The organism is Rhizobium sp. NZLR10 (assembly GCF_019685125.1).
Classification (GTDB): Bacteria; Pseudomonadota; Alphaproteobacteria; order Rhizobiales; family Rhizobiaceae; genus Rhizobium.
Window position 1 is genome coordinate 46697 of sequence record NZ_JABDWE010000021.1, and the last position, 23463, is coordinate 70159.

The following is a 23463-nucleotide window of genomic DNA, read 5'->3' on the forward strand; positions in this document are numbered from 1 at the left end:
CGCTTTGAATCCGCTGTAATTTCTTCCGCTTTACGCAAGGGGAGGAGAAAGCCGCGGAATCGCTGCTTCGTTCAAGGAGTGTTGCCGCGCGGCGACATGGAGGGGGCGAGATCGCCGATGAAATCACCGATTCCCGGTCGCTTCAGGGCGTGGAAGGCGAGCGGGCGGCAGAGATCCATCGCCGCGATTCCGATACGGGCGGTCATCAGGCCGTTGATGACGCCTTCGCCGAGTCTTGCCGAGAGCTTCGAGGCCAGCCCGTGGCCGAGCACCTGCTGGACGAGGCTGTCGCCGACGGCGATCGAGCCGGTGACCGCCAGATGCGCCAACACGTCACGCAGCAGACGGAACATGCCGAGCGTGCCGGGGCGGCCGCCGTAGAGCTCGGCCATGGCGCGGATCAGCCGCACGGCCTCATAGAGCACATAGAGCAGATCGACCACGGCGCGCGGGCTGACGGCGGTGACGATCGAGACGCGCTTCGAGGCGTTGACGATCAAGGCGCGAGCCTTGCGGTCGAGCGGAGCGAGCAATTCCCGTTCGGCAAGCGCAATCAGGTGCGGGGGATCGATGACCTCGCCCTCGGTCGCCTTCAGCGTGGTGCGGCCGTTCGATGTTTCGGGATTGGCGGAAAGCAGCGTGATCAGGCGGGCGACGACGGCGCGCGCCTTTGCCGGCCGGGTTTCGACCATTGCGGCTTCCGCTTCGGCCTTGATCGCCTGGACAGCGGCAAGGCGCATCATGCCTAATGTCTCGCGGATGACGAGGGCAAACACGGCGAGAATGCCGACCGCGAGCACGGCAAGGGCTGCATAACCCAACCAGTCGGCGCGGGTGAAGAGATCGCGGATCAGGCTGTCGGTCCAGAGGCCGAGGCCTAGCGACAACAGGATGCCGAAGGCGCCGGCGGCGATCTTGCCGAAGGAGGTCCGACGTCTCAGCGGCGTTGCCACGGGCACTGCGCTCAGATCCTTGTCGGGATTGAGGAAGGGATCGTCTTCATCGGCCGTCACGACGACGTTTTCGGAGAAGCTTTCCGGCCTGCGCCGCTGCTCTCGTTGGCGGCCGTTATCATGACGCTCGGTGGCCTCGTCCTCGTAGGTGAAGACCGCCGGTGGGCGGCGTGGCGGCTCGGACGGAGGCTTGCTCATGCGAGACGGTCTCCGAACAGGAACTGCATGGCCCGGTCGAGGCGGATATGCGGTACCGACAGCTTGATGCCGCCGCCGGTTTCCTCAAGCTGCGGCGGGCGGAACCTGACGACGTTGACATCGGGCAGTTGCAGGCCGGTCTCGCCCGAGGCGATGCGGTCGAACAGGCTTTCCGGATCCTCCGGCAGGTCGCCGGGAAAGATTGCGGTCTTTCTCTGCCCGTCGAAGCGCTCGCCGGCAATGGTTTCCCCCTCCATCGGCGTGCCGACGATGACCGGCAGTTCATGACCCTCACGCTTGACCGAGGCTTCGCGGGTGGCGCGCACGGAGGCCAGCGCCATGACGTCGATGCCGGCACCGGCCATGCCGATGCGGTCGATGGCACGATCGACCAGGCGGCGGGTCAGGGCATCGAGCCGGTCGTGGCTTTCATGGTGGAGATGATCGGCCTTGGTGGCGGCAACCAGCACGCGGTCGATGCGGCGCCCGAGCAGCGAGGAGAGCAGCGAATTGGTGCCTGGGCGGAAACAGGCGAGCACATCGGTCAGGGCGCGTTCCAGATCCTGCACGGCTTCAGGGCCGCGGTTCATCGCCTGCAGTGCATCGACCAGCACGATCTGGCGGTCGAGCCGGGCGAAATGCTCCCGGAAGAAGGGTTTGACGACGACCGATTTATAAGCCTCGTAACGCCGTTCCATCATCGTCCAGAGCGAGCCGCGGCCGGGACGCCCGTCCGGCGGCAGAGCGAGCGGCGCGAAAGTCAGCGCAGGCGACCCGTCGAGATCGCCCGGCAGCAGCAGGCGGCCGGGCGGCAGGGTGGAGAGCGAGCGTTCGTCGGCCTTGCAGGCCTTGAGATAATCGGCAAAGGCGGTGGCGAGGTCGCGAGCGACCATTTCGTCGGCGCCGGCGTGGATATCGGCGGCATGCGTCAGCGCCAGCCATCCACGCGACAGTTCCGAGCGGACGCCGGTTTGCGCCAGCGCCAGCGTTTCCTCGCTGAAGGTGCGGTAATCCTTGCCGAGCAGCGGCAGGTCGAGCAGCCATTCGCCGGGATAATCGACGATGTCGATCGACAGGCGACCGGGCGAAAACAGCCGGTTCCATCCGCTGGCGCTCTGATAGTCCAGCGTGATGCGCAGTTCGGAAATGGCGCGGGTCGAATCCGGCCAGATACGGTCCTTCACCAGCGCGCGGATATGGTCCTCGTACTGGAAGCGCGGCACGGCATCGTCGGGCTGCGGCTCCAGCCGCACCGCCGAGACGCGGCCGGATTGCACCGGCTCGAACAGCGGCAGGCGGCCGCCATGCAGGAGATTGTGAACCAGCGAGGAAATGAAGACCGTCTTGCCGGAGCGGGAGAGGCCGGTGACGCCGAGCCGCACGGTCGGATTGACGAGGCCGCTCGCCCGATCGGCGAGATTGTCGAGGGCGATGCGGGCGTCATCGGCAAAGGATGTCAAGCGTGGCGGCAAGGCGCGATTCCGGTTGGTGACTGCCGGCAATATAGGAAGGGCACGCCGCCCGAAAAAGACGCGGCGCGAAAGCTTTCAGACGATCACAAAATCGGCGAGGCGCCAGACGGCGGCGGAAGCGTCGTAATCGACGACGGCAAGGCCAGCCGTCGGGAAGCCGCCGGGAAGGGCGCCGACCATCGCCTCATGGCCAATCAGCGCCTCCAGCGTCTGCTCCATGGTCGGATTGTGGCCGACCAGCATGACGGCCGCCTCATCCTGGGCATCGACGATCTCGAGATAGGTGTCGACCGTGGCGTTGTAGAGCGCATCGACATAACGCACGTCGAGTGCAACGCCCATTGCCCGGTGGACGGCGCCGGCGGTGTCGCGGCAGCGCAGCGCCGTCGAACTGATCACAAGATCGGGACGGTAGCCCTTGTCGGCGGCCTTGTCGGCGATGATCTCCGCATCGCCAAAGCCCTTTTCGTTGAGCGGCCGGTCGAAATCGCGCTGCCCGGGGTCGGCCCAGGCGGCCTCGGCATGACGCAGGAGATAGATGCGGTTGGGCGGATGCAGCGGTACGGTCATGGGCAAATCCAGGATCGGGTGGGTCTTTTCAGTAGCGGTTGCAATCGGCCGCCGTCAATCGCCAGCCATGCCGCAACGGCGCAAAACGTGGCTGACAACACGGCGTTTTGAAGGCGAAGAAAAAAACGGAAGCCGGAATAACCATGACAAAATAGATCGTTAGCCTAAAATTGTAACAGATTTAAAAATCTGTTTACCTGTCGTATTTGGCTTGAACCGCGGCTAGCGCTTGGGATATACACCCGGCCAGATGAGATGTTCTTCAGGAGAATCGCGTTGAGTGAGAAGATCGATCTTAGCAATTACGTTCCCTCGGAAGAGGAAGAGTTCATGAACGTAAACCAGCGTGCCTACTTTAGGACGAAGCTGGTTGCATGGAGAAATGATATCCTTAGAGAAGCGCGTGAAACCCTCGACCATCTGGCCGAGGAAAGCGCAAACCATCCCGACCTCGCCGACCGGGCGTCGTCGGAAACTGATCGGGCGATCGAACTTCGCGCCCGTGACCGGCAGAGAAAGCTGATTTCCAAGATCGACGCGGCACTGCAGCGCATCGAAGACGGCACTTACGGCTTTTGCGAGGAAACCGGCGAACCGATCGGCCTCAAGCGTCTCGACGCCCGCCCGATCGCGACGCTGTCGATCGAGGCGCAGGAGCGCCACGAACGCCGCGAAAAGGTCTATCGCGACGAATAATGGTCTTCATGCAGAGATGAGAACAGAACAAGCGCCGCGATCCGATCGCGGCGCTTTTTTCGTTGATCACTGTTCTACGGCGTAATTGCCTGTCGCCAGAGGTTTCCACGATTGCTCCCGCTCGGTCTCCATGGAGAGGTCAATCACCACAAGGGCGCCATTTCTGATCCGCCGCCGCATGATGTCTGCCCGCTCAGGAGCCGTCCGGACCATGCCTTTGTCGTGAAGAGCCCGCAGCCGCGAACGTGAAAGCTTCAGTTCCGAGGCCAGCAGACGGTCGAGGCGGGTGCTTGTTGGAAACGGCACCATCAGTTCGATTGCCAATCTCGTCCAATTGGCAGTTTCGTGCTGCATTTCCTTCGCGATTTCAAATTCGGCAAACTCATCCACACGCAGCGATTTGTGTCGGAGAGCATCGAGGTTGAAGCTTTCCGCGCGGATCCAGTCCGGATCGTTGGATTGCAAAGCGTCAAGAACGGCAGGATCGATGTCGCGGACATTCCGGCGCTGGAGGATCGGCCGGTTCCATGTCCGTTCGCAGGTCAGGCATTTGTAGATAAGCCAGGCGTCCAGCTTGCGGCCATTGGCATTGAGCCGGATCTTGCCGCTGGACTGAAAGGCTCTCAGGCCTCCGCATCCGCCGCATGCAATCCAAGGCCGGGGCGCTGTCTTGGGAATAATGGTCCATCGGACCCGAAGCGTCTTGCACATATCGTCTTGGTCTTCCGTTCGGAAGCCCATCGAGATGGTGCGTGAGAAGACCCTTGCGGGCGCGGTGTGGCGATGTTGTGGACGGCTGAAGAGCTGAGACAGCGGAGCTGCACTTGGCACATTGTAACAATGCCAAACCGGTCTCTCGCCACCACCCGATGAACATGTTCGCATGCCGCCAGCGTGTCGCTAGGCGGCAGTACGGGTGAAACTGGAGTGAGACCGGAATTTACTTAGGCAATATGTAACCTCGAATGCGCCGACGCTCTTCACCCTGATCGATACCAAATGATCGGCATGATGGGGAGGCCGGAGGCATTCGGAAACGGAAAAAGCCGCGGCATGCGGCTTTTGTGCAACTTGATGATGAAAACGAAGGCGCAGCAACGCGGTTTCACGCGGACGCGTTTGCCTCATTTGTCGCGGTTGACGCTCATCTCGCCGAAGATGCGGGCTACTTCCTTCTGCAGCTCGGTATCGGCGCCGGTGATCGGAGCAAGATCGGGATCGCGGCGCGGCAGGTTGCCCGGCTGCGGTATGGCTTGGCGGGGGGCCTGGTTCGCCGGCACCGGGACGATGCGTTCGGCCGTCAGATTGTTCGACATCTCCTCATCCAGCACCCGCTGGAAATCGCCGCGGATTGCCGCTGCCGACTGCGCAGCCGCATCGGCCTCTGCCGTACCAGGTGCGGCGCGGGCGGCGGCCGGCACGTGGACAGGCGGGGCGGAGATCTCGGGTTCAATGCGCTGCTGCGGCAGCACGCGCTGGCGGGCGGCATCGAGGATCTCGGCCGCACTTGCTGTATCGTGGAAAGATGCAGGCTGTGCGACCGGAGGAGCGACGGGACGCTCCGGCGGGCGCGGCTGCGGCGGGGCGGCAGGCACAGGAGAGTCGCGTTCGACCGACAGCGTCATGGGGTTTGCCGGAAGAGGGCTCGTCGCCACGGGCGGGGCGACAGCCGGCGGCGCAGGCGGTTCGGGGTGCGGGAGCGGCACCGGCGAAACCGGCGAGGAGAAGGAAGGCTCGGCCGCCGGCTCGATGCGGGCTGCAACAGGGGCTGCGACTGGGGTCGCGACCGGCGGGTGGGGCGGAGAAACCGCCGGCGTTTCCGGCCGCGCTGGGGGTATTGGCCGCTGCTCGACGAGTTGCGGGCGGTTGGCGCTTTCCGGCTGTTCGGCCGCTCCCGGCAGGATACGGCTTTCGATGACGATATCGCTCGGGCCGCCGATCATGATCAAATGCTCGACGTCGTCGCGGCGCACCAGCACCAGCCGGCGACGGGCATCGACAGCTGCGGCATCCAGCACCTGCAGGCGAGGCTGGCGGTTGCGGCCGCCGCGCAAGAAGGGCGAGGGCGCCCGTCTGCGAATCACCCAGAGCACGAGGATGAGCAAGAGAAGCGCCAGACCGACGCCACCGGCCGCAAGCAGGAAACGGCTGCCATAAGCTCCGACAACATCACCCAACATAATCACTCACTCCATTTCACATTTCGGCACATATTGACGACTTTTCCGTTCCTTAGGCAAGGGCCGCCGGTGCTGTCCAGTCACGGGAGAACGCGATTTCGTGTTTCGCTGCTTGGCGCCCGGCGACCATGCGCTCGGGTGGCCGGGTTGAGCTTCAGGGGCAGATGGCGCTGTTGCCTGTGAATTCAAGCAGTCTTGCCGGCCAGCGGTGTTTTTGCCGACGCAGCAAATTGCTAAGAAGGAAACAGTGCCTGATTCCCGCTTCGTGTTCGTGCTACGAAGCTGGAGGGGCTTATGTGAGGAATACATGACGAAACCGCGTCAGGCCGACGAGTATAACGCACCGCTTGTGGATCGTGGGGGGCGTTCTGGCACGGTTTTGCGCATTCTTCTGCTGGCTCTCGTGTTGATCGCAGCCGCCGGCGGCTTTGTCGTCTTCAAGAGCTCGCTCGACAACGAGGTCGTGCTTGGCGGTCTCGGCGTGCTCGCCATGGTCGGCATCTTCTTCCTGGTCTCCTCGGTCATCGGTTTCATCGAGGTGATGCCGCAGCGCCAATCCGACAGCTTGGCGCGCGCCTTCCTCAACAGCCATCCGGACGGCACGCTGATCACCGACGAAAAGGGCCGAATCATCTATGCCAACGCCGCCTATGGCGCGCTGACCGGCGCGCGCAAGGCGACCGAGGTGCAGACACTGGAAACCCTGCTGTCGCGCCACCGCGAATCGAACGAAGCACTCTACAGGCTGGTCAACGGCCTGCGCGAGGGCAAGGAGGGCCGGGAGGAATTCCGCCTGCTGCGCGCCGTCGGGCCTGGCAGCAACAGCTCCGGCGCGCATTGGTACCGGCTGAAGGCGCGGTTGCTGCAGCCCGAGGAGAACAGCGGCAAACCGCTGCAGATCTGGCAGATCACCGACATTACCACCGAGCGCGACGACCAGGAGCGCTTCTTCAAGGAGTTGCAGAACGCGATCGACTATCTCGACCATGCACCGGCCGGCTTCTTTTCCGCCGGCAGGAAGGGCGAGATCTTCTATCTCAATGCAACGCTTGCCGAGTGGCTGGGCCTCGACCTTACCAAATTCGTGCCGGGCTCGATGACGATCGGCGACGTCGTGGCGGGCGAGGGGCTGGCGCTGATCCAGTCGGTGCAGGCCGAACCGGGCCTGAAAAAGACCGTGACGCTCGATCTCGACCTGCGCAAGACCAATGGCCAGAGCCTGCCGGTGCAGATCATTCACAGCGTCACCTCGATGCGCGACGGCGCACCCGGCGAAAGCCGGACGATCGTGCTGGGGCGTGAAAAGAGCGAGGCCGGCGGCCAGTCCGCGTCGGCTGCCGCTATGCGTTTCACCCGCTTCTTCAACAACACGCCGATGGCAATCGCCTCTGTCGACGGCGACGGGCGCATCCTGCGGACCAACGCGCCGTTCCTGAAGCTGTTTTCCAGCGTCGTCTCGCGCGACGATCTCGAAAAGGCGCCGCATCTCGAAACCATTGTCCAGGAGAGCGATCGGCCGCAGTTGGCTGCGGCGCTGGCGGCGGCCAAGGACCGGCAGGGCGACATCGCGCCGCTCGATACCCGTACGCCGACCGACGAGGCGCGCTATTTCCGCTTCTATGTCAATGCGGTCATCGACCAGAGCGACGAGGCGCCCGAGGAGGCGGCGATCGTCTATGCCGTCGAGGTGACCGAGCAGAAGGCGCTGGAAGCGCAGATGGCGCAGACGCAGAAGATGAATGCTGTGGGCACGCTCGCCGGCGGCATCGCACATGATTTCAACAATGTGCTGACGGCGATCCTGCTTTCCTCCGACCATCTGCTGCTGCAGGCGCGGCCGGCCGATGCCAGCTTTGCCGACCTGATGGAAATCAAGCGCAACGCCAACCGCGCCGCGGTGTTGGTGCGCCAGTTGCTCGCCTTCTCGCGCAAACAGACGATGCGGCCCTCGGTGCTCAACCTCACCGATGTCGTCGGCGACCTGCGCATGCTGGTCGACCGGCTGCTCTCCGGCACCAACGTCAAGCTCGACGTGCAATATGGCCGCGACCTCTGGCCTGTCAAAACAGACCTTTCGCAATTCGAGCAGGTGCTGATCAATCTCTGCGTCAATGCGCGCGATGCGATGCCGGAGGGCGGCACTCTGACGCTGCGAACCCGAAACCTGACAGCCTCCGAGGTCTCCGCCTTCAACTATTCCTACATGCCGGCCGAGGACATGGTGCTGATCGAAGTTGCCGATAACGGCACCGGGATCGCGCCCGAAATCATGGACAAAATCTTCGAGCCCTTCTTCACCACCAAGGATGTCGGCAAGGGCACGGGACTTGGCCTTGCCATGGTCTACGGCATCGTCAAGCAATCGGGCGGCTACATCCAGCCGGAATCCGAAGTCGGCAAGGGCACGACCTTCCGTGTCTTTCTGCCGCGCCACATCCCGGAGCCGGTGGTTGCCGGCGAAGCAGGCTCGATCGACGGCGCCATCGAGGTGCTGCCCCAGCCCACATCACCGCAGCAGCCGGAGGACCTGACTGGATCGGCGGTCATCCTTCTCGTCGAAGACGAGGAGGCGGTGCGCCGCGGCGGCAAGCGCATGCTGGAAACCCGCGGTTATACCGTGCACGAGGCGGGATCGGGCGTCGAGGCGCTCAACATTATGGAAGAGCTCGACGGCAAGGTCGACATCGTCGTTTCCGACGTGGTGATGCCCGAAATGGACGGGCCGACACTGCTGCGCGAGCTGCGCAAGACCTATCCCGACATGAAATTCATCTTCGTTTCGGGCTACGCCGAAGATGCCTTCGCCCGCAACCTGCCGCCCGAGGCAAAATTCGGGTTCTTGCCGAAGCCTTTTTCGTTGAAGCAGCTTGCGGTGGTGGTGAAGGAAACGCTGGATAGTTAGGAGCTCGGTGGCTCAGAGGTTTGAGAGGGCGTGCCGTGAGACACCCCCTCTGGCCTGCCGGCCATCTCCCCCACAGGTGGGGAGATCGACAAGAGGCATGATCCTCCCGCCTCTCTATCGTTTGCCGGATTGCAATGTTGATTGTCGTGGAAGCCGGTGCCGCAGCCGATCTCCCCACCTGTGGGGGAGATGCCCGGCAGGGCAGAGGGGGGCTCACCCGGTACGGCCTATCTACCGAGGCGATTCCTGCCGGCCCGCTACCTTATTCCCCAAGCGCCACGGCAATCTCTGCCGCCAGCCGCGCATTGTTTTCGACCAGCGCGATATTGGTCTTCAGGCTCTGGCCATCCGTCAGGTCGAAGATGGTCGAGAGCAGATAGGGCGTGACCGCCTTGCCGGTGATTTCGTCGCGCTCGGCGCTGTCCAGCGCCCGCTCAATATAGATTTCCATCTCCTCGCGGGCGATCTCGTCAGCCTCGGGCACCGGGTTGGCAATCAGCATGCCGCCGTCGATGCCGAGCTGTTCGCGCACCGTCTGGAAATTGGCAATGGCGGCCGGGCTGTTCAGTGACAGCGGGCTGCGGATGCCCGAGGAGCGTGACCAGAAGGCGGGGAATTCTTCGCTCTCGTAAGTGACGACGGGAACGCCGCGGGTTTCCAGCACCTCCAGCGTCTTCGGAATGTCGAGGATTGCCTTGGCGCCGGCGCAGACGACGATAACGCCGGTGCGCGCCAGTTCCTCGAGATCGGCGGAGATGTCAAAGCTTTCCTCGGCGCCGCGGTGCACGCCGCCGATGCCGCCTGTGGCAAAAACCCGGATGCCGGCGCGGGCGGCGGCAATCATCGTCGCGGCGACTGTGGTAGCGCCGGTGCGGCGCTCAGCGATCGCGAAGGCGAGATCGGCGCGCGACACCTTCATCACTTCGGTCGCCTTGGCAAGCTGCTCCAGTTCGCCGGCTTCAAGGCCGACATGCAGCGTGCCGTGAATGACGGCGATCGTTGCCGGGACGGCACCCTGTTCGCGAATGATCGTCTCGACGCTGCGGGCCATCTCGATATTCCCGGGATAGGGCATGCCGTGGGTGATGATCGTCGATTCCAGTGCCACCAACGGCGCGCCGCGCTGCTTGGCGCTGGCGACCTCTTTCGAATAGGCGATCGGCAGAAGAGGCGAGATGGGCTTGGTCATGATTTGTCCTGTCGTCGATGGAGCATGATGCCGAAAGTCTCAGCGGTTTCGGACGCGATCACACTCAACTATTTAATTTCGTCGTTTCAATGCAGAATTCTGACCTTGGGAACAAGGGCAAGCGCCGCATTCAAGAGATCCGGCGTCAGATTTTCGTTGACGGCGTGCCGCGACTGCACGGTCAGCGTGGCGGCCGCGGTGCCGTGGCGGACGGCCTCCTCGAGCGGCAGGCCGTCCATCAAGGCGGCGAGCGTGCCGGCTGCAAGAGAATCGCCGGCACCGGTGACATCGGCGACAGTGTCGGCGATCGGCGGCTGCAGCGTCACGGCGCGGCCCTCGCAAAGAGCGACGAGCTCGCGGCGGCCGCGGGTGACGACGGCGTTCCTGATGCCGATCGCGTTCAGAAGCGGCGGCCAGCCGGCAGCGTCTTCCGGCTGTTGCCCGGCAAGGGCGGCGGCCTCGGCCTCGTTCAGGAACAGGTAGTCGATATCCCCGATACAGGGTTTCAGCCTGACGACCTTTGCGGGCGAAATGGCGATCGCTGCGACCGGCTTTGCCAGGGACTGCGCCTTGGCAACGATCGCCGCGATCGTCTCCTCCGGCAGGTTGGCGTCGAAAAGAATGAGATCATGGACGGCGAAGGCCTCGCGCACCCAGCGGATGGAGAGACGCCGCGGCACGAAGAAGCGGTAGAGATCCATGTCGGCAAGGGCGATCACCAGATTGCCGTCCTTCTCAATGATCGCCGTATAGCTCGGCGTCTTGCGGTCGAGGAAGACGAAAGGCCGGTCGTCGATGCCGGCGAAATCGGCGGCTTCGCCGACCATCTCGCCCATCGGATCGCCGCCGCGCGGCGAGATCATCGTCACCTGAAAACCAAGCCTTGCGAGATTGCGCGCCGCATTGAAGCCGCCGCCGCCCGGCTCTTCGAACCAGGTCCCGGGATTGCTGGCGCCAGGCGCCGTCTCGCCCAAGATGCGGCCGCGTCTATCGATATGGGCACCACCGAGAACGAGAATCTTTCTGTTCATTTCAGTCGCTCTCCCAATGCCGAAAAAGCGAATCGATGCGATGCATTCTGATGGGCGCGTGTTGGCATTTCAGGTCTAAGCCGTTGCTTTGCATCGATAAAACAAAAATAGAACACGGGCCGTTTTACCTTTTTCTTTCAATTGTTTGATCGCCTATTGCGAGAATGGAACAAACAGGGTACAAACTCAACATTGCTTGGGCGGCTTCAATAACCTAAAGGTGGATCGGATGTCTCAGAATTCATTGCGGCTGGTAGAGGACAAATCGGTGGACAAAAGCAAGGCGCTTGAAGCGGCACTCTCACAGATAGAGCGGTCGTTCGGCAAGGGCTCGATCATGAAACTCGGCTCCAACGAGAATGTTGTCGAGATCGAGACGATCTCGACCGGCTCGCTTGGCCTCGATATTGCACTTGGCGTCGGTGGTCTGCCGAGGGGCCGCATCATCGAAATTTACGGGCCGGAAAGCTCGGGTAAGACAACGCTTGCACTGCAGACCATTGCCGAAGCGCAGAAGAAGGGCGGCATCTGCGCCTTCGTCGATGCCGAACATGCGCTCGATCCCGTCTATGCCCGCAAGCTTGGCGTCGATCTGCAGAACCTTCTGATCTCGCAGCCCGATACCGGTGAGCAGGCGCTCGAAATCACCGATACGCTGGTGCGCTCCGGCGCCGTCGACGTTCTTGTCATCGACTCGGTCGCTGCACTGACGCCGCGCGCCGAAATCGAAGGCGAGATGGGCGACAGCCTACCCGGCCTGCAGGCGCGCCTGATGAGCCAGGCGCTGCGCAAGCTCACCGCTTCGATTTCCAAGTCGAACACCATGGTGATCTTCATCAACCAGATCCGCATGAAGATCGGCGTCATGTTCGGTTCGCCGGAAACGACGACCGGCGGCAATGCGCTGAAGTTCTATGCCTCCGTGCGCCTCGACATCCGCCGCATCGGCGCGGTCAAGGAGCGCGAAGAGGTGATCGGCAACCAGACCCGCGTGAAGGTCGTCAAGAACAAGATGGCGCCGCCCTTCAAGCAGGTCGAGTTCGACATCATGTATGGCGAGGGCGTTTCCAAGACCGGCGAATTGGTCGATCTCGGTGTCAAGGCCGGCATCGTCGAGAAGTCGGGTGCCTGGTTCTCCTATAACAGCCAGCGTCTCGGCCAAGGCCGCGAAAACGCCAAGACCTTCCTGCGCGACAATCCGGATCTCGCTCGCGAAATCGAGCTGTCGCTGCGCCAGAATGCCGGCCTGATCGCCGACCGCTTCCTGCAGAACGGCGGACCGGATCCCGATGACAGTGATGCTGCCGCTGAGATGTGATCTCGCGATCAGTTTTTCTGCCAGTCCTTTAGAAAATCCAAACCGGCTGCATTCCCTGATCAGAATGCGGCCGGTTTTGTTTGTCTGCTGGACAGTGGCGGAGGCGAACGTTAAAAGCCGATGGATTTAGATTTACCTGCCTCGGGCAGCATTGAAGGGCATAGCATGAGCGGTGTGAACGATATCCGGTCGACATTCCTCGACTATTTCAAGAAGAACGGTCATGAGATCGTCTCGTCGAGCCCGCTCGTGCCGCGCAACGACCCGACGCTGATGTTCACCAATGCCGGTATGGTGCAGTTCAAGAACGTCTTCACCGGCCTTGAGAAGCGCCCTTATTCGACTGCGACAACGTCGCAGAAATGCGTGCGCGCCGGCGGCAAGCATAACGACCTCGACAATGTTGGTTATACGGCCCGGCACCTGACCTTTTTTGAAATGCTCGGCAACTTCTCGTTTGGCGACTATTTCAAAGAGAATGCGATCGAGCTTGCCTGGAAGCTGGTTACCGAAGGTTTCGATCTGCCGAAACATCGCCTGCTGGTGACTGTCTATTCCGAAGACGAAGAAGCTGCGACGCTGTGGAAGAAGATTGCCGGCTTCTCCGACGACAAGATCATCCGCATCCCCACCTCTGACAATTTCTGGCAGATGGGCGATACCGGCCCCTGCGGCCCCTGCTCGGAAATCTTCATTGACCAAGGCGAGAACGTCTGGGGAGGCCCTCCCGGTTCGCCGGAAGAAGATGGCGACCGGTTCCTGGAGTTCTGGAACCTCGTTTTCATGCAGTTCGAGCAGACGGAGCCTGGCGTTCGCAACCCGCTGCCGCGTCCGTCGATCGATACCGGCTTGGGTCTGGAGCGCATGGCCTGCATTCTGCAGGGCGTCCAGAGCGTCTTTGACACGGACCTGTTCCGCACGCTGATCGGTACTATCGAAGAGACGATGGGCGTCAAGGCGGAGGGGAGCGCCAGCCATCGCGTCATCGCCGACCACTTGCGCTCCTCGGCTTTCCTGATCGCCGATGGCGTGCTGCCGTCGAATGAAGGTCGCGGCTATGTGCTTCGCCGCATCATGCGCCGCGCCATGCGCCATGCCGAACTGCTCGGTGCCCGCGAGCCTCTGATGTACAAGCTGCTGCCGACGCTGGTGCAGGAGATGGGCCGCGCTTATCCGGAACTGGTGCGTGCCGAAGCGCTGATCTCGGAGACGCTGAAACTCGAAGAAGGCCGTTTCCGCAAGACGCTGGAGCGTGGCCTGTCGTTGCTGTCGGATGCGACCACCGATCTCGGCAAGGGCGACATGCTGGATGGCGAGACCGCCTTCAGGCTCTACGACACCTACGGCTTCCCGCTCGACCTGACGCAGGATGCGCTGCGCGCTCGCGAGATCGGCGTCGATATCTCCGGCTTCACCGATGCCATGCAACGCCAGAAGGCCGAAGCCCGCTCGCACTGGGCCGGTTCCGGCGAGAAGGCAACCGAAACCATCTGGTTCGAGCTCAGGGAAAAGCACGGCGCAAGCGAATTCCTGGGTTACGATACCGAAACCGCTGAAGGTGTGGTGCAGGCGATCGTCAAGGACGGCGCCGTCGCTGAAGAAGCCAAGGCCGGCGATAAGGTGCAGATCGTCGTCAGCCAGACGCCGTTCTATGGCGAATCCGGTGGTCAGATGGGCGATACCGGCGTCATCTCGTCCGACCACGGCAAGATCGAGATATCAGACACGCAGAAGAGGGGCGAAGGCCTCTTCGTGCATTTCGGTGCCGTCGTCGAAGGTGCATTCAAGACCGGCGACGCGGTTGTTCTGACCGTCGATCACGCCCGACGCTCGCGGCTGCGTGCCAACCACTCGGCAACGCATCTGCTGCATGAGGCGCTGCGCGAGGTGCTCGGTACCCATGTGGCGCAGAAGGGTTCGCTGGTCGCGCCTGAGCGTCTGCGTTTCGACGTTTCGCATCCGAAGCCGATGTCGGCCGAAGAGCTGAAGATCGTCGAGGATATGGCAAACGAAATCGTGCTGCAGAATTCGCCTGTTACAACCCGGCTGATGAGCGTCGACGATGCAATCGCCGAAGGCGCGATGGCGCTGTTCGGCGAAAAATACGGCGACGAGGTGCGCGTCGTGGCGATGGGCGAGGGTATGCGTGGCGCCAAGGCCGGCAGGTCCTATTCGATCGAACTCTGCGGCGGCACCCATGTCGGGGCGACCGGCCAGATCGGCCTGATCCGCGTTCTCGGCGAAAGTGCCGTCGGCGCCGGCGTTCGCCGCATCGAGGCCGTCACCGGCGAATCGGCGCGCGAATATCTGGCCGAACAGGACGAACGCGTGAAGGCGCTTGCCACTTCGCTCAAGGTACAGCCGGCCGAAGTTCTGTCGCGCGTCGAAGCGTTGATGGACGAGCGCCGCAAGTTGGAGAAAGAACTGGCTGACGCCAAGCGCAAGCTCGCCATGGGCGGCGGGCAGGGCGGCTCGGTCGATGCCGTGCGCGAAGTCGCCGGCGTCAAGTTCCTCGGAAAGGCGATTTCAGGCGTCGATCCCAAGGATTTGAAGGGGCTTGCCGATGACGGCAAGACCAGCATCGGCTCCGGCGTCGTCACCCTGATCGGCGTGTCCGACGACGGCAAGGCGAGCGCCGTCGTGGCGGTGACACCGGATCTAGTTGAGCGCTACAGCGCCGTCGATCTCGTCCGCATCGCCTCTGCCGCCCTTGGCGGCAAGGGCGGCGGCGGCCGCCCCGACATGGCCCAGGCCGGCGGTCCCGACGGCTCGAAGGCCGACGAGGCGATCGAAGCGGTGGCCCTGGCACTCGCCGGCTGAACTGCCGGTTCATAAGAGAGTTTCGAAAGGCGGAGGCTCAGCTTCCGCCTTTTTCTTTTTCGGTTTGCGCCGGAAGCAACTCCGCAGGATTTGTCAAATCGGGATATGGTTCTCTTTAGCCGATCGATTTGCACGAGGTTTGACATGAACGGCGAAACGGCATGGGCACTTTATGAAAATCGTCTGAGACGGGTTTCTGCCTATATTCACGACCACCTCGACGAGGAGCTGGATATGGGGCGCCTTGCCGAGATCGCCTGCATGTCGAGCTATCACTGGCACAGGATCTACCGGGCGATTTACGGTGAGACGCTGGCGGCAACCGTCAAGCGGCTCAGGCTGCATCGCGCGGCGGGCGAGATCGTCCGCACGGAGCTTGCGGTCAGCGAAATTGCGAAGCGATCAGGCTATCCCAATCTCCAATCTTTCAACCGCATCTTCAAGTCGGTCTACGGCATGCCGCCGGCCCGTTACCGGAAAGAGGGAAGCCACACCGCCTTCCAACCCTCACCTAAGGGAAAGACCAAAGCCATGTTCGACATTACCATACGCGAGATCGCACCAACCGAACTGATCGGCGTCGCCCATACCGGCTCTTATATGGAGATCGGCAAGGCCTTCGAGACATTGTTCGGCACGCTTTACGCCCGCGGGCTTGCCAAGCCCGACATGCGGATGATCGGCGTCTATCTCGACGATCCCGACGTTGTGCCGCTTGAAAAGCTGCGCTCGATCGCCTGCGTCGCCGGCGCTGCCGAAGTGCCGGTCAATGCGCCTTTCGAGCGGCGTACGATCGACGGCGGCGATTATGCCGTGCTGCGCCACAAGGGTCCCTATGCCGACATGCCCAAGTCCTATCAGTGGCTCTTTGCCGAATGGCTGCCGAAATCCGGTCGACAGTTGAAGGACAGGGTGATGTTCGAGGAATATCTCAACAATCCGCGCGACGTGCCGCCGACCGAGCTTCTGACGGATATTCACATGCCGCTTGCCTGAAGGCTGGCATCCCGGCGCGGCCATCGGAGAGCCGCGCCGGTAACGATCAGGCGGCCTGCATCGTCTTGCCGGCCTCATCATCAAGGGCATTGGCACGCTTATAGGCCTCACGCTCACTGATGCGGCCGAAATAATCGACGAAGGCCTGTCGCTTCTCGATGGAGCCGAAGCCAAGGCCCCAGCCGATATGCGAGCCGACATAGACGTCGGCGGCGGTGAAGCGCTCGCCGGCAACATAGGTCGAACCGGAGACGGCCATTTCGAGCGTGTTCATCACGTCGCCGAAACCGCCGCAGCCGGCCATGCGCAGGCGCTCCGTCGGAATTTCGAAGCCGAGAGCCCTCATCGTCACCGCCGATTCGAGCGGACCGGCGGCAAAGAACATCCAGCGGTAATAGCGGGCGCGCTCCTCCGGCCTCGGCGCCAGCGCCTTTTCCGGGAAGGTCTCAGCGAGATAGGCGCAGATCGCCGCACATTCGGTAACGACGGTCTCGCCGTGGCGGATCGCCGGCACCTTGCCCATCGGATTGACCGAGAGATATTCGGGGGCTTTCATGGTCCCACCGAAGGTCAGCAGTTCGGTGCGATAAGGCTGGCCGATCTCCTCCAGCATCCAGCGCGCGATACGGCCGCGCGACATCGGGTTCGTATAGAATACCAATTCCTCAGTCATGAGATCCTCCTCCTGTTGCGTCGCTCGGAATCAATAGCGCTGCGAGGTCTTTGTGCAACCCCCGATCTTCAGAGAGCCTTGCGGTACTGGATGAAACCCGAGCGTTCGGCGATCTTGTCGTAGAGCCGCCGCGCCGTTGCGTTCGTTTCATGCGTCATCCAATAGAGCCTGCCTGCGCCGTTTTTGCGGGCAAGATCGGCGACCGCATCGATCAGCGCGGCGCCGGTGCCGAGCCCGCGTTGGCTATTTTCGACATAGAGATCTTGCAGGTAGCAGGTCCATTGCGGCAGCCAGCAGGAGCGGTGAAAGATGGCATGGGCGATGCCGACGAGGTGACCGTCTTCATCGAAGGCGCCGAGCGCGTGCATCGGTTCGTCAGGGTCGTGGAAGCGGGCCCAGGTGAGATCCGTGGTTTCGGGCGGGATGGCTACGTCATAGAAGCGCTGATAGGCCTCCCATAAGGGTTGCCAAGCGGCATGGTCAGATGGTTCGAGCGGGCGCAGGGTCGCCGTCATCAGCTGTTCTCCCAAATGAAAAACGGCGGAGAAAATCCCCGCCGTTTCAATATTATCGCGAAAGGGCTGACTTACGCCATGGCCTTCTGCAGGTTCTGGTCGATCTTGTCGAGGAAGGCGGTGGTCGACAGCCACGGCTGGTCGGGGCCGATCAGCAGCGCCAGATCCTTGGTCATGAAACCGGATTCGACGGTGTCGACGCAGACCTTTTCGAGCGTTGCGGCAAAGCGGGCAAGCTCGGCATTGTCGTCGAGCTTGGCGCGATGGGCGAGGCCGCGGGTCCAGGCGAAGATCGAGGCGATCGAGTTCGTCGAGGTTTCCTGGCCCTTCTGGTGCTGGCGATAGTGGCGGGTGACCGTGCCGTGAGCGGCTTCGGCTTCGACCGTCTTGCCGTCGGGCGTCAGCAGGACCGAGGTCATCAGGCCGAGCGAGCCGAAGCCTTGGGCAACGGTGTCGGACTGGACGTCGCCATCGTAGTTTTTGCAGGCCCAGACGTAGCCGCCCGACCACTTGAGCGCCGAGGCCACCATGTCGTCGATCAGGCGATGTTCGTAAGTGATGCCGGCGTCCTTGAACTGATCCTTGAACTCAGCCTCGAAGACTTCTTCGAAGATGTCCTTGAAGCGGCCGTCATAGGCCTTGAGGATGGTGTTCTTGGTCGACAGGTAGACCGGCCACTTGCGCATCAGGCCGTACATCATCGAGGCACGGGCGAATTCCCGGATCGACTCGTCGAGGTTGTACATGGCCATGGCGACGCCGGAGCCCGGCGCGTTGAAGACTTCCTTCTCGATCACGGTCCCGTCCTCGCCGACGAACTTGATCGTCAGCTTGCCCTTGCCGGGAAACTTGAAATCGGTGGCGCGGTACTGGTCGCCGAAGGCGTGGCGGCCGACGACGATCGGCTTGGTCCAGCCGGGAACTAGACGCGGCACGTTTTTGCAGATGATCGGCTCGCGAAAAATGACCCCGCCGAGGATGTTGCGGATCGTGCCATTCGGGCTCTTCCACATTTCCTTGAGGTTGAATTCCTTGACGCGTGCTTCGTCCGGCGTGATCGTGGCGCACTTGATGCCGACGCCGTATTTCTTGATGGCGTTGGCGGCATCGACCGTCACCTGGTCGTTGGTGGCGTCGCGGTTTTCAACGGAGAGGTCGAAATAATCGATGTCGAGGTCGAGATACGGATGGATCAGCTTGTCCTTGATAAGCTGCCAGATGATGCGCGTCATTTCATCGCCGTCGAGATCGGCGACGGGATTGGCGACCTTGATCTTGTTCATGTATCTGCCTCGTTCGAGCTTGAAGGGGGACGGGGTCCCGGGTGGGTGACGTGATGAGGAGCGCTATAGCATTGTGAACCTGGAACGCAAAGCTGCAACGGGTTTCACAACGCGTTTTTGCCAGCATTGCCAAGCGCTCGAATCCGGCTAGAACAGGATGATTTTGGGCCGGTCGGCCTAAAATCTGAATCCTGTTCTACATTAGAAGTTAGAGCATGGTGTCGTCCGAAAACCGCTCACACTTTTCGGCATCATGCTCTAGTGTCCGCCTTGATTTGCCCGTCCGGAACATTCGACCATGAAGACGCTCGCCATTGTTATCGCAAACCTTATCGCCCTTTCAGGTGCCGCCCATGCGGCCGATGCCACCGCTCCGGTGAAGGAGATCATGGATGCGACCGGGAGCAACTGGGCCGACAACAACAATGATTGGACCGACATCTTCGATGCGAGCCGGCTCGATCATCTCTACAGCAAGGACTTCGTCGCGCGATACAATGCGGCCGCGCAGTTTCCGGCCGTCGATGACGACGGCATATCGCCGTTCAACTACGACGTCATCGTCAACGGCCAGGATGCATGCCCGCTGGAGGATATGACCACAGCGGCGGCACCGCCGGTTGACGGCACGACCGAGGTGACGGTGCGCTTCAAGAAGTCTGCCTGCTCGGGCGCGCCCGATGCCAAGGACTATACGACCGTTCGTTTCGAGGTGGTCGAGGAGGCTGGCCAAGCGGTAATCGACGATATCGTCACCGAGAATATCGAAACGCAGGCCCGTGATTCCCTGAAGGCGACGATGGCGCTGATTGCCAAAGGCCAGTAGGCGCGCGACATTCGATTGATGTCGGGCGATTGATGTCGGGCGATCTATAATGGGAATTCGATCCCGGGCGATTGTTCCGATCGGTTCTCCGATGGTTTGATTTGCGCTCTATCGGCGGTATCTGTCGATCCTTCCGTGGCATGGGGGCTCTTGCATTTGTTTTCCGGGTTTCAGTTCCGCGACTGGGTGCTTGCCAACGATCCGGCGCTTTCGCGCCTGCGCATGGCATCGCGGGTGACGCTGACGATCGTCCTTTCGTTTTTGATCCTGCTTGCCATCAGGGCTCTCATCCTGCCGCTGCCGACCGCGGCTTTCGGCCTCGGGATCGTACTGTCGATCGAAGGCGGGATCGCCGTTCGCGACAAGGGCAATGCGCGCCAGCTGGTGACGAGGCTCTTCGGTTGTGTGGTAAGCCTAGCCGTTGTCGGTATTGCGGCCGGGCTCGAGGATCGCCGTTTTCTCTCCGATCTCGTCTTCCTGGTGGTGATCGCGCTTGCATCTGCGGGTCGCGTGTTCGGGCCGCGCGGTTTTGCGATCGGCATGTTCGCCTTCACCTCCTATTTCATGGGCGCCTATTTCCGGCCTTCGCTAGTCGATCTGCCGGCGGTGGCGATCGGTCCCGTCGTTGCGGTGCTGGTCGGCCATCTGGTGAGGGCGGTGCTGCTGCCCGACGACTGGCGGCGCGACCTGCTGCGCTCGCTCGAAAGCGTGCGCGGCCGGATCAACCAGATTCTCTTCAAACTCGCCGCCCTTGCCGGGAGTGCAGAGATTGGCGAAGCCGATCGGCAGGAACTGCGCCAGCTGGAAGACCGGCTGAAGGAGGTGGTGCTGATGGCGGAGACCTTCATCCCGCGCCCGCCGGCAGGCGTCTTCGACGGTGCCGCCGACCCCGCCGCCGAACTGGCGATCCGGCTCTTCGATGCGCATCTTGCCGCCGAGAGCGCGATCGTGCTGAGCTTCCAGAGCCCACCGCCATTCGCGCTCATTCACGCCGTGATCGAGGCCGACAAATCGGAACTTCTAAGATTTGAGGGAATGGCCGAAACGATCAGGGACCAGCCGCAAGGCGAAACGGTGAGGGCGCTTCTCTGGCTCGGCGAGGCGCGGCAGCAACTGACGCAGGCGATCGACGAGGGACAGGCCCGCGGTTTTTCCGGCATCGATACGGTCAGCGACACGGCGCAATCCCAGCCGATCGATTTTTCATTCGCCAACCCGCTGCTGCGCTTGGCGCTGCAGATTACGGTCGCCTCGGCAATCGCCATGAGCTTCGGCCTGCTCTTGTCGCGCGAACGCTGGTTCTGGGCGGTGCTTGCTTCCTTCCTCGTTTTCACCAACACCAATTCGCGCGGCGATACGGCGATGAGGGCATTGTCGCGCTCCCTCGGTACCGTGTTCGGGATCGCGATCGGCCTTGTGCTGGCAACGCTGCTTTCAGGCGAGTCTGATATCGCCATTCCGGTTGCTGTCGTCTGTATCTTCCTCGCCTTCTATTTCCTGCAGGTTTCCTACGCGACGATGACCTTCTTCATCTCGATCGTGCTCTGCCTGGTCTACGGCATGACCGGTGTGCTGACGCTCGATCTATTGAAGCTGCGCATCGGCGAGACCATGATCGGCGCGGCGGCCGGAACGGCGGTCGCCTTCCTCGTCTTCCCCACGCGCACACGCGGCGCACTCGATGCCGCACTCGCCCGCTGGTTCCAAGCGCTGCGTGAGCTGCTTGGCGCGATCGGCGAGGGTAAGAGCGGCTTCGAGCTGATCGCTCTGTCGCAGAAGATCGATGCCTGCTACCGGGATGTGACGGTGACAGCACGGCCGCTCGGCTCGTCCTGGTCGGTGGTGACCCGGCCGGGCCAGATCCGCCAGACACTGGCGATCTTCCTGTCCTGCACCTACTGGACGCGCATCCTGGCGAAGAGCTGCGACGCGCCGGCAGCTGACGACACTCTGAAGAGCGTAATCGCGGCGGAGCTGGCGATGATCGATACGGTAGCCCCGCGTGGTTCGAACTGTTTTCTGATCAAGCGCAAGATATCGCGAACGACAGGCCGGCATCTGCCGCTGTCGCGCGCGGGTGCCAGGCTGGGGCTTGAAATGATCGGTTCGGCGTTGGAAAGGCTCTATCCGCAGGCCGACGTCTTGCCGTTTGCGCCGGGCGAGGCTATTGCGCGCTCGAAACAGGGATAGGACCATGGCAGGCACGAACAGCGAGCGTCAACTTCTGGCCGAAGGGCCGGCCATCATTCTGGTCGAGCCGCAGATGGGTGAGAATATCGGCATGGTGGCGCGCGCCATGGCGAATTTCGGTCTTGCCGAACTGCGTCTCGTCAATCCGCGCGACGGCTGGCCGAACGAGAAGGCGCAAGCGACCGCTTCCAAGGCCGATCATGTGATCGCGGCGACCAAGGTCTACGACACGCTGGAGCAGGCGGTCGCCGACCTCAACTTCGTCTATGCGACGACGGCGCGTGAGCGCGACGGCTTCAAGCCGGTCCGCTCGCCGGTCACCGCTGCCGAAACACTGCGGGCGAGGTTCCGGGCGGGCGAGGGCACCGGCATCCTCTTTGGGCGCGAGCGCTGGGGGCTGACCAACGAGGAAGTGGCGCTTGCCGACGAGATCGTCACCTTTCCTGTCAACCCGGCCTTTGCCTCGTTGAATATCGCCCAGGCCGTGCTGCTGATGTCCTATGAATGGATGAAATCCGGTATGGGCGATATCGGTGCCGTGCCCTTCCAGGCGATGGGACAGACGCCCTCGACCAAGGAGCAGCTCTTTGGCCTGTTCGACCAGCTGGAAGAGGCGCTCGATGCCAGGGGATATTTCCATCCTGCCGGGAAAAAGCCGAAAATGATCGACAATCTGCGTGCAGTCCTATCTCGCCGGGCTTTCACGGAGCAGGAAATCAGCGTGTTGCGCGGCGTCATCTCCTCCCTCGACCGTTTTTCGCGCAAGAGCCCGCGCGGCGGCCGGTTCCCGATAGCGGCCAAGGAAACACCGCCTGATGACAGCACCGACGCATGAGCTGAAACCGATCCTCGTCTTCGATTCCGGCATCGGGGGGCTGACCGTCCTGCGGGAGGCACGCGTGCTGATGCCGGAACGCGGCTTCATCTATGTCGCCGACGATGCCGGCTTTCCCTATGGCGGCTGGGAGGAACAGGCGCTGAAGGAACGGGTTGTCGGGCTTTTCGGCAAGCTGTTGACGGATCACGATCCCGAGGTCTGCATCATTGCGTGTAATACGGCCTTCACGCTGGTCGGCGCCGATCTGCGCGCCGCCTATCCTCAGATGACCTTCATCGGCACCGTGCCGGCGATCAAGCCGGCGGCGGAGCGTACGCGCTCGGGCCTGGTCTCGGTGCTTGCGACGCCGGGCACGGTGAAGCGGGCCTATACGCGCGATCTCATCCAGTCCTTCGCGCAGCAATGCCACGTCCGCCTCGTCGGCTCAGAGAACCTGGCGCGGATGGCAGAAGCCTATATTCGCGGCGACGCCGTCTCCGACGAGGCCGTGCTTGCCGAAATCGACCAATGCTTCGTCGAGAAGGACGGTCACAAGACCGATATCGTCGTGCTTGCCTGCACGCATTATCCATTCATGGCCAATCTGTTCCGGCGGCTTGCGCCGTGGCCGGTCGACTGGCTCGATCCGGCCGAGGCGATCGCGCGCCGCGCCCGCACGCTGGTGCCGCTGATCGCCGATGCCGTACATCCCGACAATTTCGACTTCGCCGTCTTCACCTCCGGCCAGCAGGATTTTGCGACGCGGCGGCTAATGCAGGGTTTTGGGTTGAGGGCGTGAGGGGAATTGTCTTGTGGGTTGGCGAAATCTGGCCC

The 23463-nt window shown here is 62.3% G+C and carries 19 protein-coding genes; 9 read left to right on the plus strand and 10 right to left on the minus strand.

Features of this window, described 5'->3' with window-relative positions; genetic code table 11:
- Positions 1 to 71 precede the first annotated feature (71 nt).
- The 3 genes from HJB82_RS26405 to HJB82_RS26415 form a co-directional block, all read right to left on the minus strand.
- Positions 72 to 1151, minus strand: coding sequence for a YcjF family protein (locus HJB82_RS26405; protein WP_221141949.1), 1080 nt, complete (start codon positions 1149 to 1151; stop codon positions 72 to 74).
- Entirely contained in the window at positions 1148 to 2623 is a 1476-nt protein-coding gene (locus HJB82_RS26410) for a YcjX family protein (RefSeq protein ID WP_207580659.1), read from the minus strand. Before HJB82_RS26410 ends, HJB82_RS26405 begins: the two co-directional genes overlap by 4 nt.
- A 75-nt stretch (positions 2624 to 2698) precedes the next feature.
- Positions 2699 to 3193: a histidine phosphatase family protein gene (locus HJB82_RS26415; RefSeq protein ID WP_221141952.1), complete on the minus strand. Its 495-nt coding sequence runs from the start codon at positions 3191 to 3193 to the stop codon at positions 2699 to 2701.
- A gap of 276 nt (positions 3194 to 3469) precedes the next feature.
- Between HJB82_RS26415 and dksA the strand changes: the two genes are divergently transcribed.
- Positions 3470 to 3889 carry an RNA polymerase-binding protein DksA gene (gene dksA / locus HJB82_RS26420; protein WP_164014196.1) on the plus strand — a complete coding sequence of 140 codons (420 nt, stop codon included), beginning with the start codon at positions 3470 to 3472 and terminating at the stop codon, positions 3887 to 3889.
- 66 nt (positions 3890 to 3955) lie between these two features.
- Here dksA and HJB82_RS26425 read toward each other — a convergent pair whose 3' ends face one another.
- A complete protein-coding gene (locus tag HJB82_RS26425; protein ID WP_221141954.1) occupies positions 3956 to 4600 on the minus strand; it encodes a DUF1062 domain-containing protein in 645 nt (214 codons plus the stop codon).
- A 413-nt stretch (positions 4601 to 5013) separates the two neighbouring features.
- Positions 5014 to 6069 carry a flagellar biosynthetic protein FliO gene (locus HJB82_RS26430; protein ID WP_221141956.1) on the minus strand — a complete coding sequence of 352 codons (1056 nt, stop codon included), beginning with the start codon at positions 6067 to 6069 and terminating at the stop codon, positions 5014 to 5016.
- A 307-nt stretch (positions 6070 to 6376) separates the two neighbouring features.
- On the opposite strand from HJB82_RS26430, the gene cckA reads away from it, so the two are divergent.
- Complete coding sequence (gene cckA / locus HJB82_RS26435; protein WP_207580655.1) at positions 6377 to 8971, plus strand: cell cycle histidine kinase CckA; 2595 nt, start codon at positions 6377 to 6379, stop codon at positions 8969 to 8971.
- 262 nt (positions 8972 to 9233) lie between these two features.
- Here cckA and HJB82_RS26440 read toward each other — a convergent pair whose 3' ends face one another.
- Positions 9234 to 10160, minus strand: coding sequence for a pseudouridine-5'-phosphate glycosidase (locus HJB82_RS26440; protein ID WP_164014206.1), 927 nt, complete (start codon positions 10158 to 10160; stop codon positions 9234 to 9236).
- 86 nt (positions 10161 to 10246) lie between these two features.
- Positions 10247 to 11191 (minus strand): carbohydrate kinase family protein, encoded by a 945-nt coding sequence (locus tag HJB82_RS26445; protein WP_221117082.1) that lies wholly within the window; start codon positions 11189 to 11191, stop codon positions 10247 to 10249.
- A 229-nt stretch (positions 11192 to 11420) separates the two neighbouring features.
- Between HJB82_RS26445 and recA the strand changes: the two genes are divergently transcribed.
- From recA to HJB82_RS26460, 3 genes are all read left to right on the plus strand, one after another.
- Complete coding sequence (gene recA, locus HJB82_RS26450) at positions 11421 to 12509, plus strand: recombinase RecA (RefSeq protein ID WP_207580652.1); 1089 nt, start codon at positions 11421 to 11423, stop codon at positions 12507 to 12509.
- 165 nt (positions 12510 to 12674) lie between these two features.
- Entirely contained in the window at positions 12675 to 15329 is a 2655-nt protein-coding gene (alaS, locus tag HJB82_RS26455; protein ID WP_221117083.1) for an alanine--tRNA ligase, read from the plus strand.
- 144 nt (positions 15330 to 15473) lie between these two features.
- Complete coding sequence (locus HJB82_RS26460) at positions 15474 to 16325, plus strand: GyrI-like domain-containing protein (protein ID WP_221141958.1); 852 nt, start codon at positions 15474 to 15476, stop codon at positions 16323 to 16325.
- A gap of 46 nt (positions 16326 to 16371) precedes the next feature.
- On the opposite strand, the gene HJB82_RS26465 is transcribed toward HJB82_RS26460, so the two are convergent.
- The 3 genes from HJB82_RS26465 to HJB82_RS26475 all read right to left on the minus strand — a co-directional run bounded on the left by HJB82_RS26465 (position 16372) and on the right by HJB82_RS26475 (position 18796).
- Positions 16372 to 16998 carry a glutathione S-transferase family protein gene (locus tag HJB82_RS26465; RefSeq protein WP_207580648.1) on the minus strand — a complete coding sequence of 209 codons (627 nt, stop codon included), beginning with the start codon at positions 16996 to 16998 and terminating at the stop codon, positions 16372 to 16374.
- Between the two features lie 68 nt (positions 16999 to 17066).
- The gene (locus HJB82_RS26470; protein WP_207580647.1) at positions 17067 to 17513 is read right to left on the minus strand and encodes a GNAT family N-acetyltransferase; all 447 of its coding nucleotides are present in this window, start codon (positions 17511 to 17513) and stop codon (positions 17067 to 17069) included.
- A 71-nt stretch (positions 17514 to 17584) separates the two neighbouring features.
- Positions 17585 to 18796, minus strand: a complete 1212-nt coding sequence (locus HJB82_RS26475) for an NADP-dependent isocitrate dehydrogenase (protein WP_221117085.1) — start codon at positions 18794 to 18796, stop codon at positions 17585 to 17587.
- A 298-nt stretch (positions 18797 to 19094) separates the two neighbouring features.
- Between HJB82_RS26475 and HJB82_RS26480 the strand changes: the two genes are divergently transcribed.
- The 4 genes from HJB82_RS26480 (at position 19095) to murI (ending at position 23428) form a co-directional block, all read left to right on the plus strand.
- A complete protein-coding gene (locus tag HJB82_RS26480) occupies positions 19095 to 19622 on the plus strand; it encodes a hypothetical protein (RefSeq protein WP_207580645.1) in 528 nt (175 codons plus the stop codon).
- A gap of 150 nt (positions 19623 to 19772) precedes the next feature.
- Positions 19773 to 21812, plus strand: a complete 2040-nt coding sequence (locus HJB82_RS26485) for an FUSC family protein (protein ID WP_207580644.1) — start codon at positions 19773 to 19775, stop codon at positions 21810 to 21812.
- A gap of 4 nt (positions 21813 to 21816) precedes the next feature.
- Entirely contained in the window at positions 21817 to 22647 is an 831-nt protein-coding gene (locus HJB82_RS26490) for an RNA methyltransferase (protein ID WP_207580643.1), read from the plus strand.
- The gene (gene murI, locus HJB82_RS26495) at positions 22628 to 23428 is read left to right on the plus strand and encodes a glutamate racemase (RefSeq protein ID WP_207580642.1); all 801 of its coding nucleotides are present in this window, start codon (positions 22628 to 22630) and stop codon (positions 23426 to 23428) included. Before HJB82_RS26490 ends, murI begins: the two co-directional genes overlap by 20 nt.
- The last annotated feature ends 35 nt before the right edge of the window (positions 23429 to 23463 follow it).

Bases quoted from the DNA above. Each gene is read 5' to 3' on its own strand.
- HJB82_RS26405 (WP_221141949.1), bottom strand. From the start codon at position 1,151: ATGAGCAAGCCTCCGTCCGAGCCGCCACGCCGCCCACCGGCGGTCTTC.
- HJB82_RS26415 (WP_221141952.1), bottom strand. From the start codon at position 3,193: ATGACCGTACCGCTGCATCCGCCCAACCGCATCTATCTCCTGCGTCAT.
- HJB82_RS26425 (WP_221141954.1), bottom strand. From the start codon at position 4,600: ATGTGCAAGACGCTTCGGGTCCGATGGACCATTATTCCCAAGACAGCG.
- HJB82_RS26430 (WP_221141956.1), bottom strand. From the start codon at position 6,069: ATGTTGGGTGATGTTGTCGGAGCTTATGGCAGCCGTTTCCTGCTTGCG.
- cckA (WP_207580655.1), top strand. From the start codon at position 6,377: ATGACGAAACCGCGTCAGGCCGACGAGTATAACGCACCGCTTGTGGAT.
- HJB82_RS26440 (WP_164014206.1), bottom strand. From the start codon at position 10,160: ATGACCAAGCCCATCTCGCCTCTTCTGCCGATCGCCTATTCGAAAGAG.
- HJB82_RS26445 (WP_221117082.1), bottom strand. From the start codon at position 11,191: ATGAACAGAAAGATTCTCGTTCTCGGTGGTGCCCATATCGATAGACGC.
- recA (WP_207580652.1), top strand. From the start codon at position 11,421: ATGTCTCAGAATTCATTGCGGCTGGTAGAGGACAAATCGGTGGACAAA.
- alaS (WP_221117083.1), top strand. From the start codon at position 12,675: ATGAGCGGTGTGAACGATATCCGGTCGACATTCCTCGACTATTTCAAG.
- HJB82_RS26460 (WP_221141958.1), top strand. From the start codon at position 15,474: ATGAACGGCGAAACGGCATGGGCACTTTATGAAAATCGTCTGAGACGG.
- HJB82_RS26465 (WP_207580648.1), bottom strand. From the start codon at position 16,998: ATGACTGAGGAATTGGTATTCTATACGAACCCGATGTCGCGCGGCCGT.
- HJB82_RS26470 (WP_207580647.1), bottom strand. From the start codon at position 17,513: ATGACGGCGACCCTGCGCCCGCTCGAACCATCTGACCATGCCGCTTGG.
- HJB82_RS26475 (WP_221117085.1), bottom strand. From the start codon at position 18,796: ATGAACAAGATCAAGGTCGCCAATCCCGTCGCCGATCTCGACGGCGAT.
- HJB82_RS26480 (WP_207580645.1), top strand. From the start codon at position 19,095: ATGAAGACGCTCGCCATTGTTATCGCAAACCTTATCGCCCTTTCAGGT.
- HJB82_RS26490 (WP_207580643.1), top strand. From the start codon at position 21,817: ATGGCAGGCACGAACAGCGAGCGTCAACTTCTGGCCGAAGGGCCGGCC.
- murI (WP_207580642.1), top strand. From the start codon at position 22,628: ATGACAGCACCGACGCATGAGCTGAAACCGATCCTCGTCTTCGATTCC.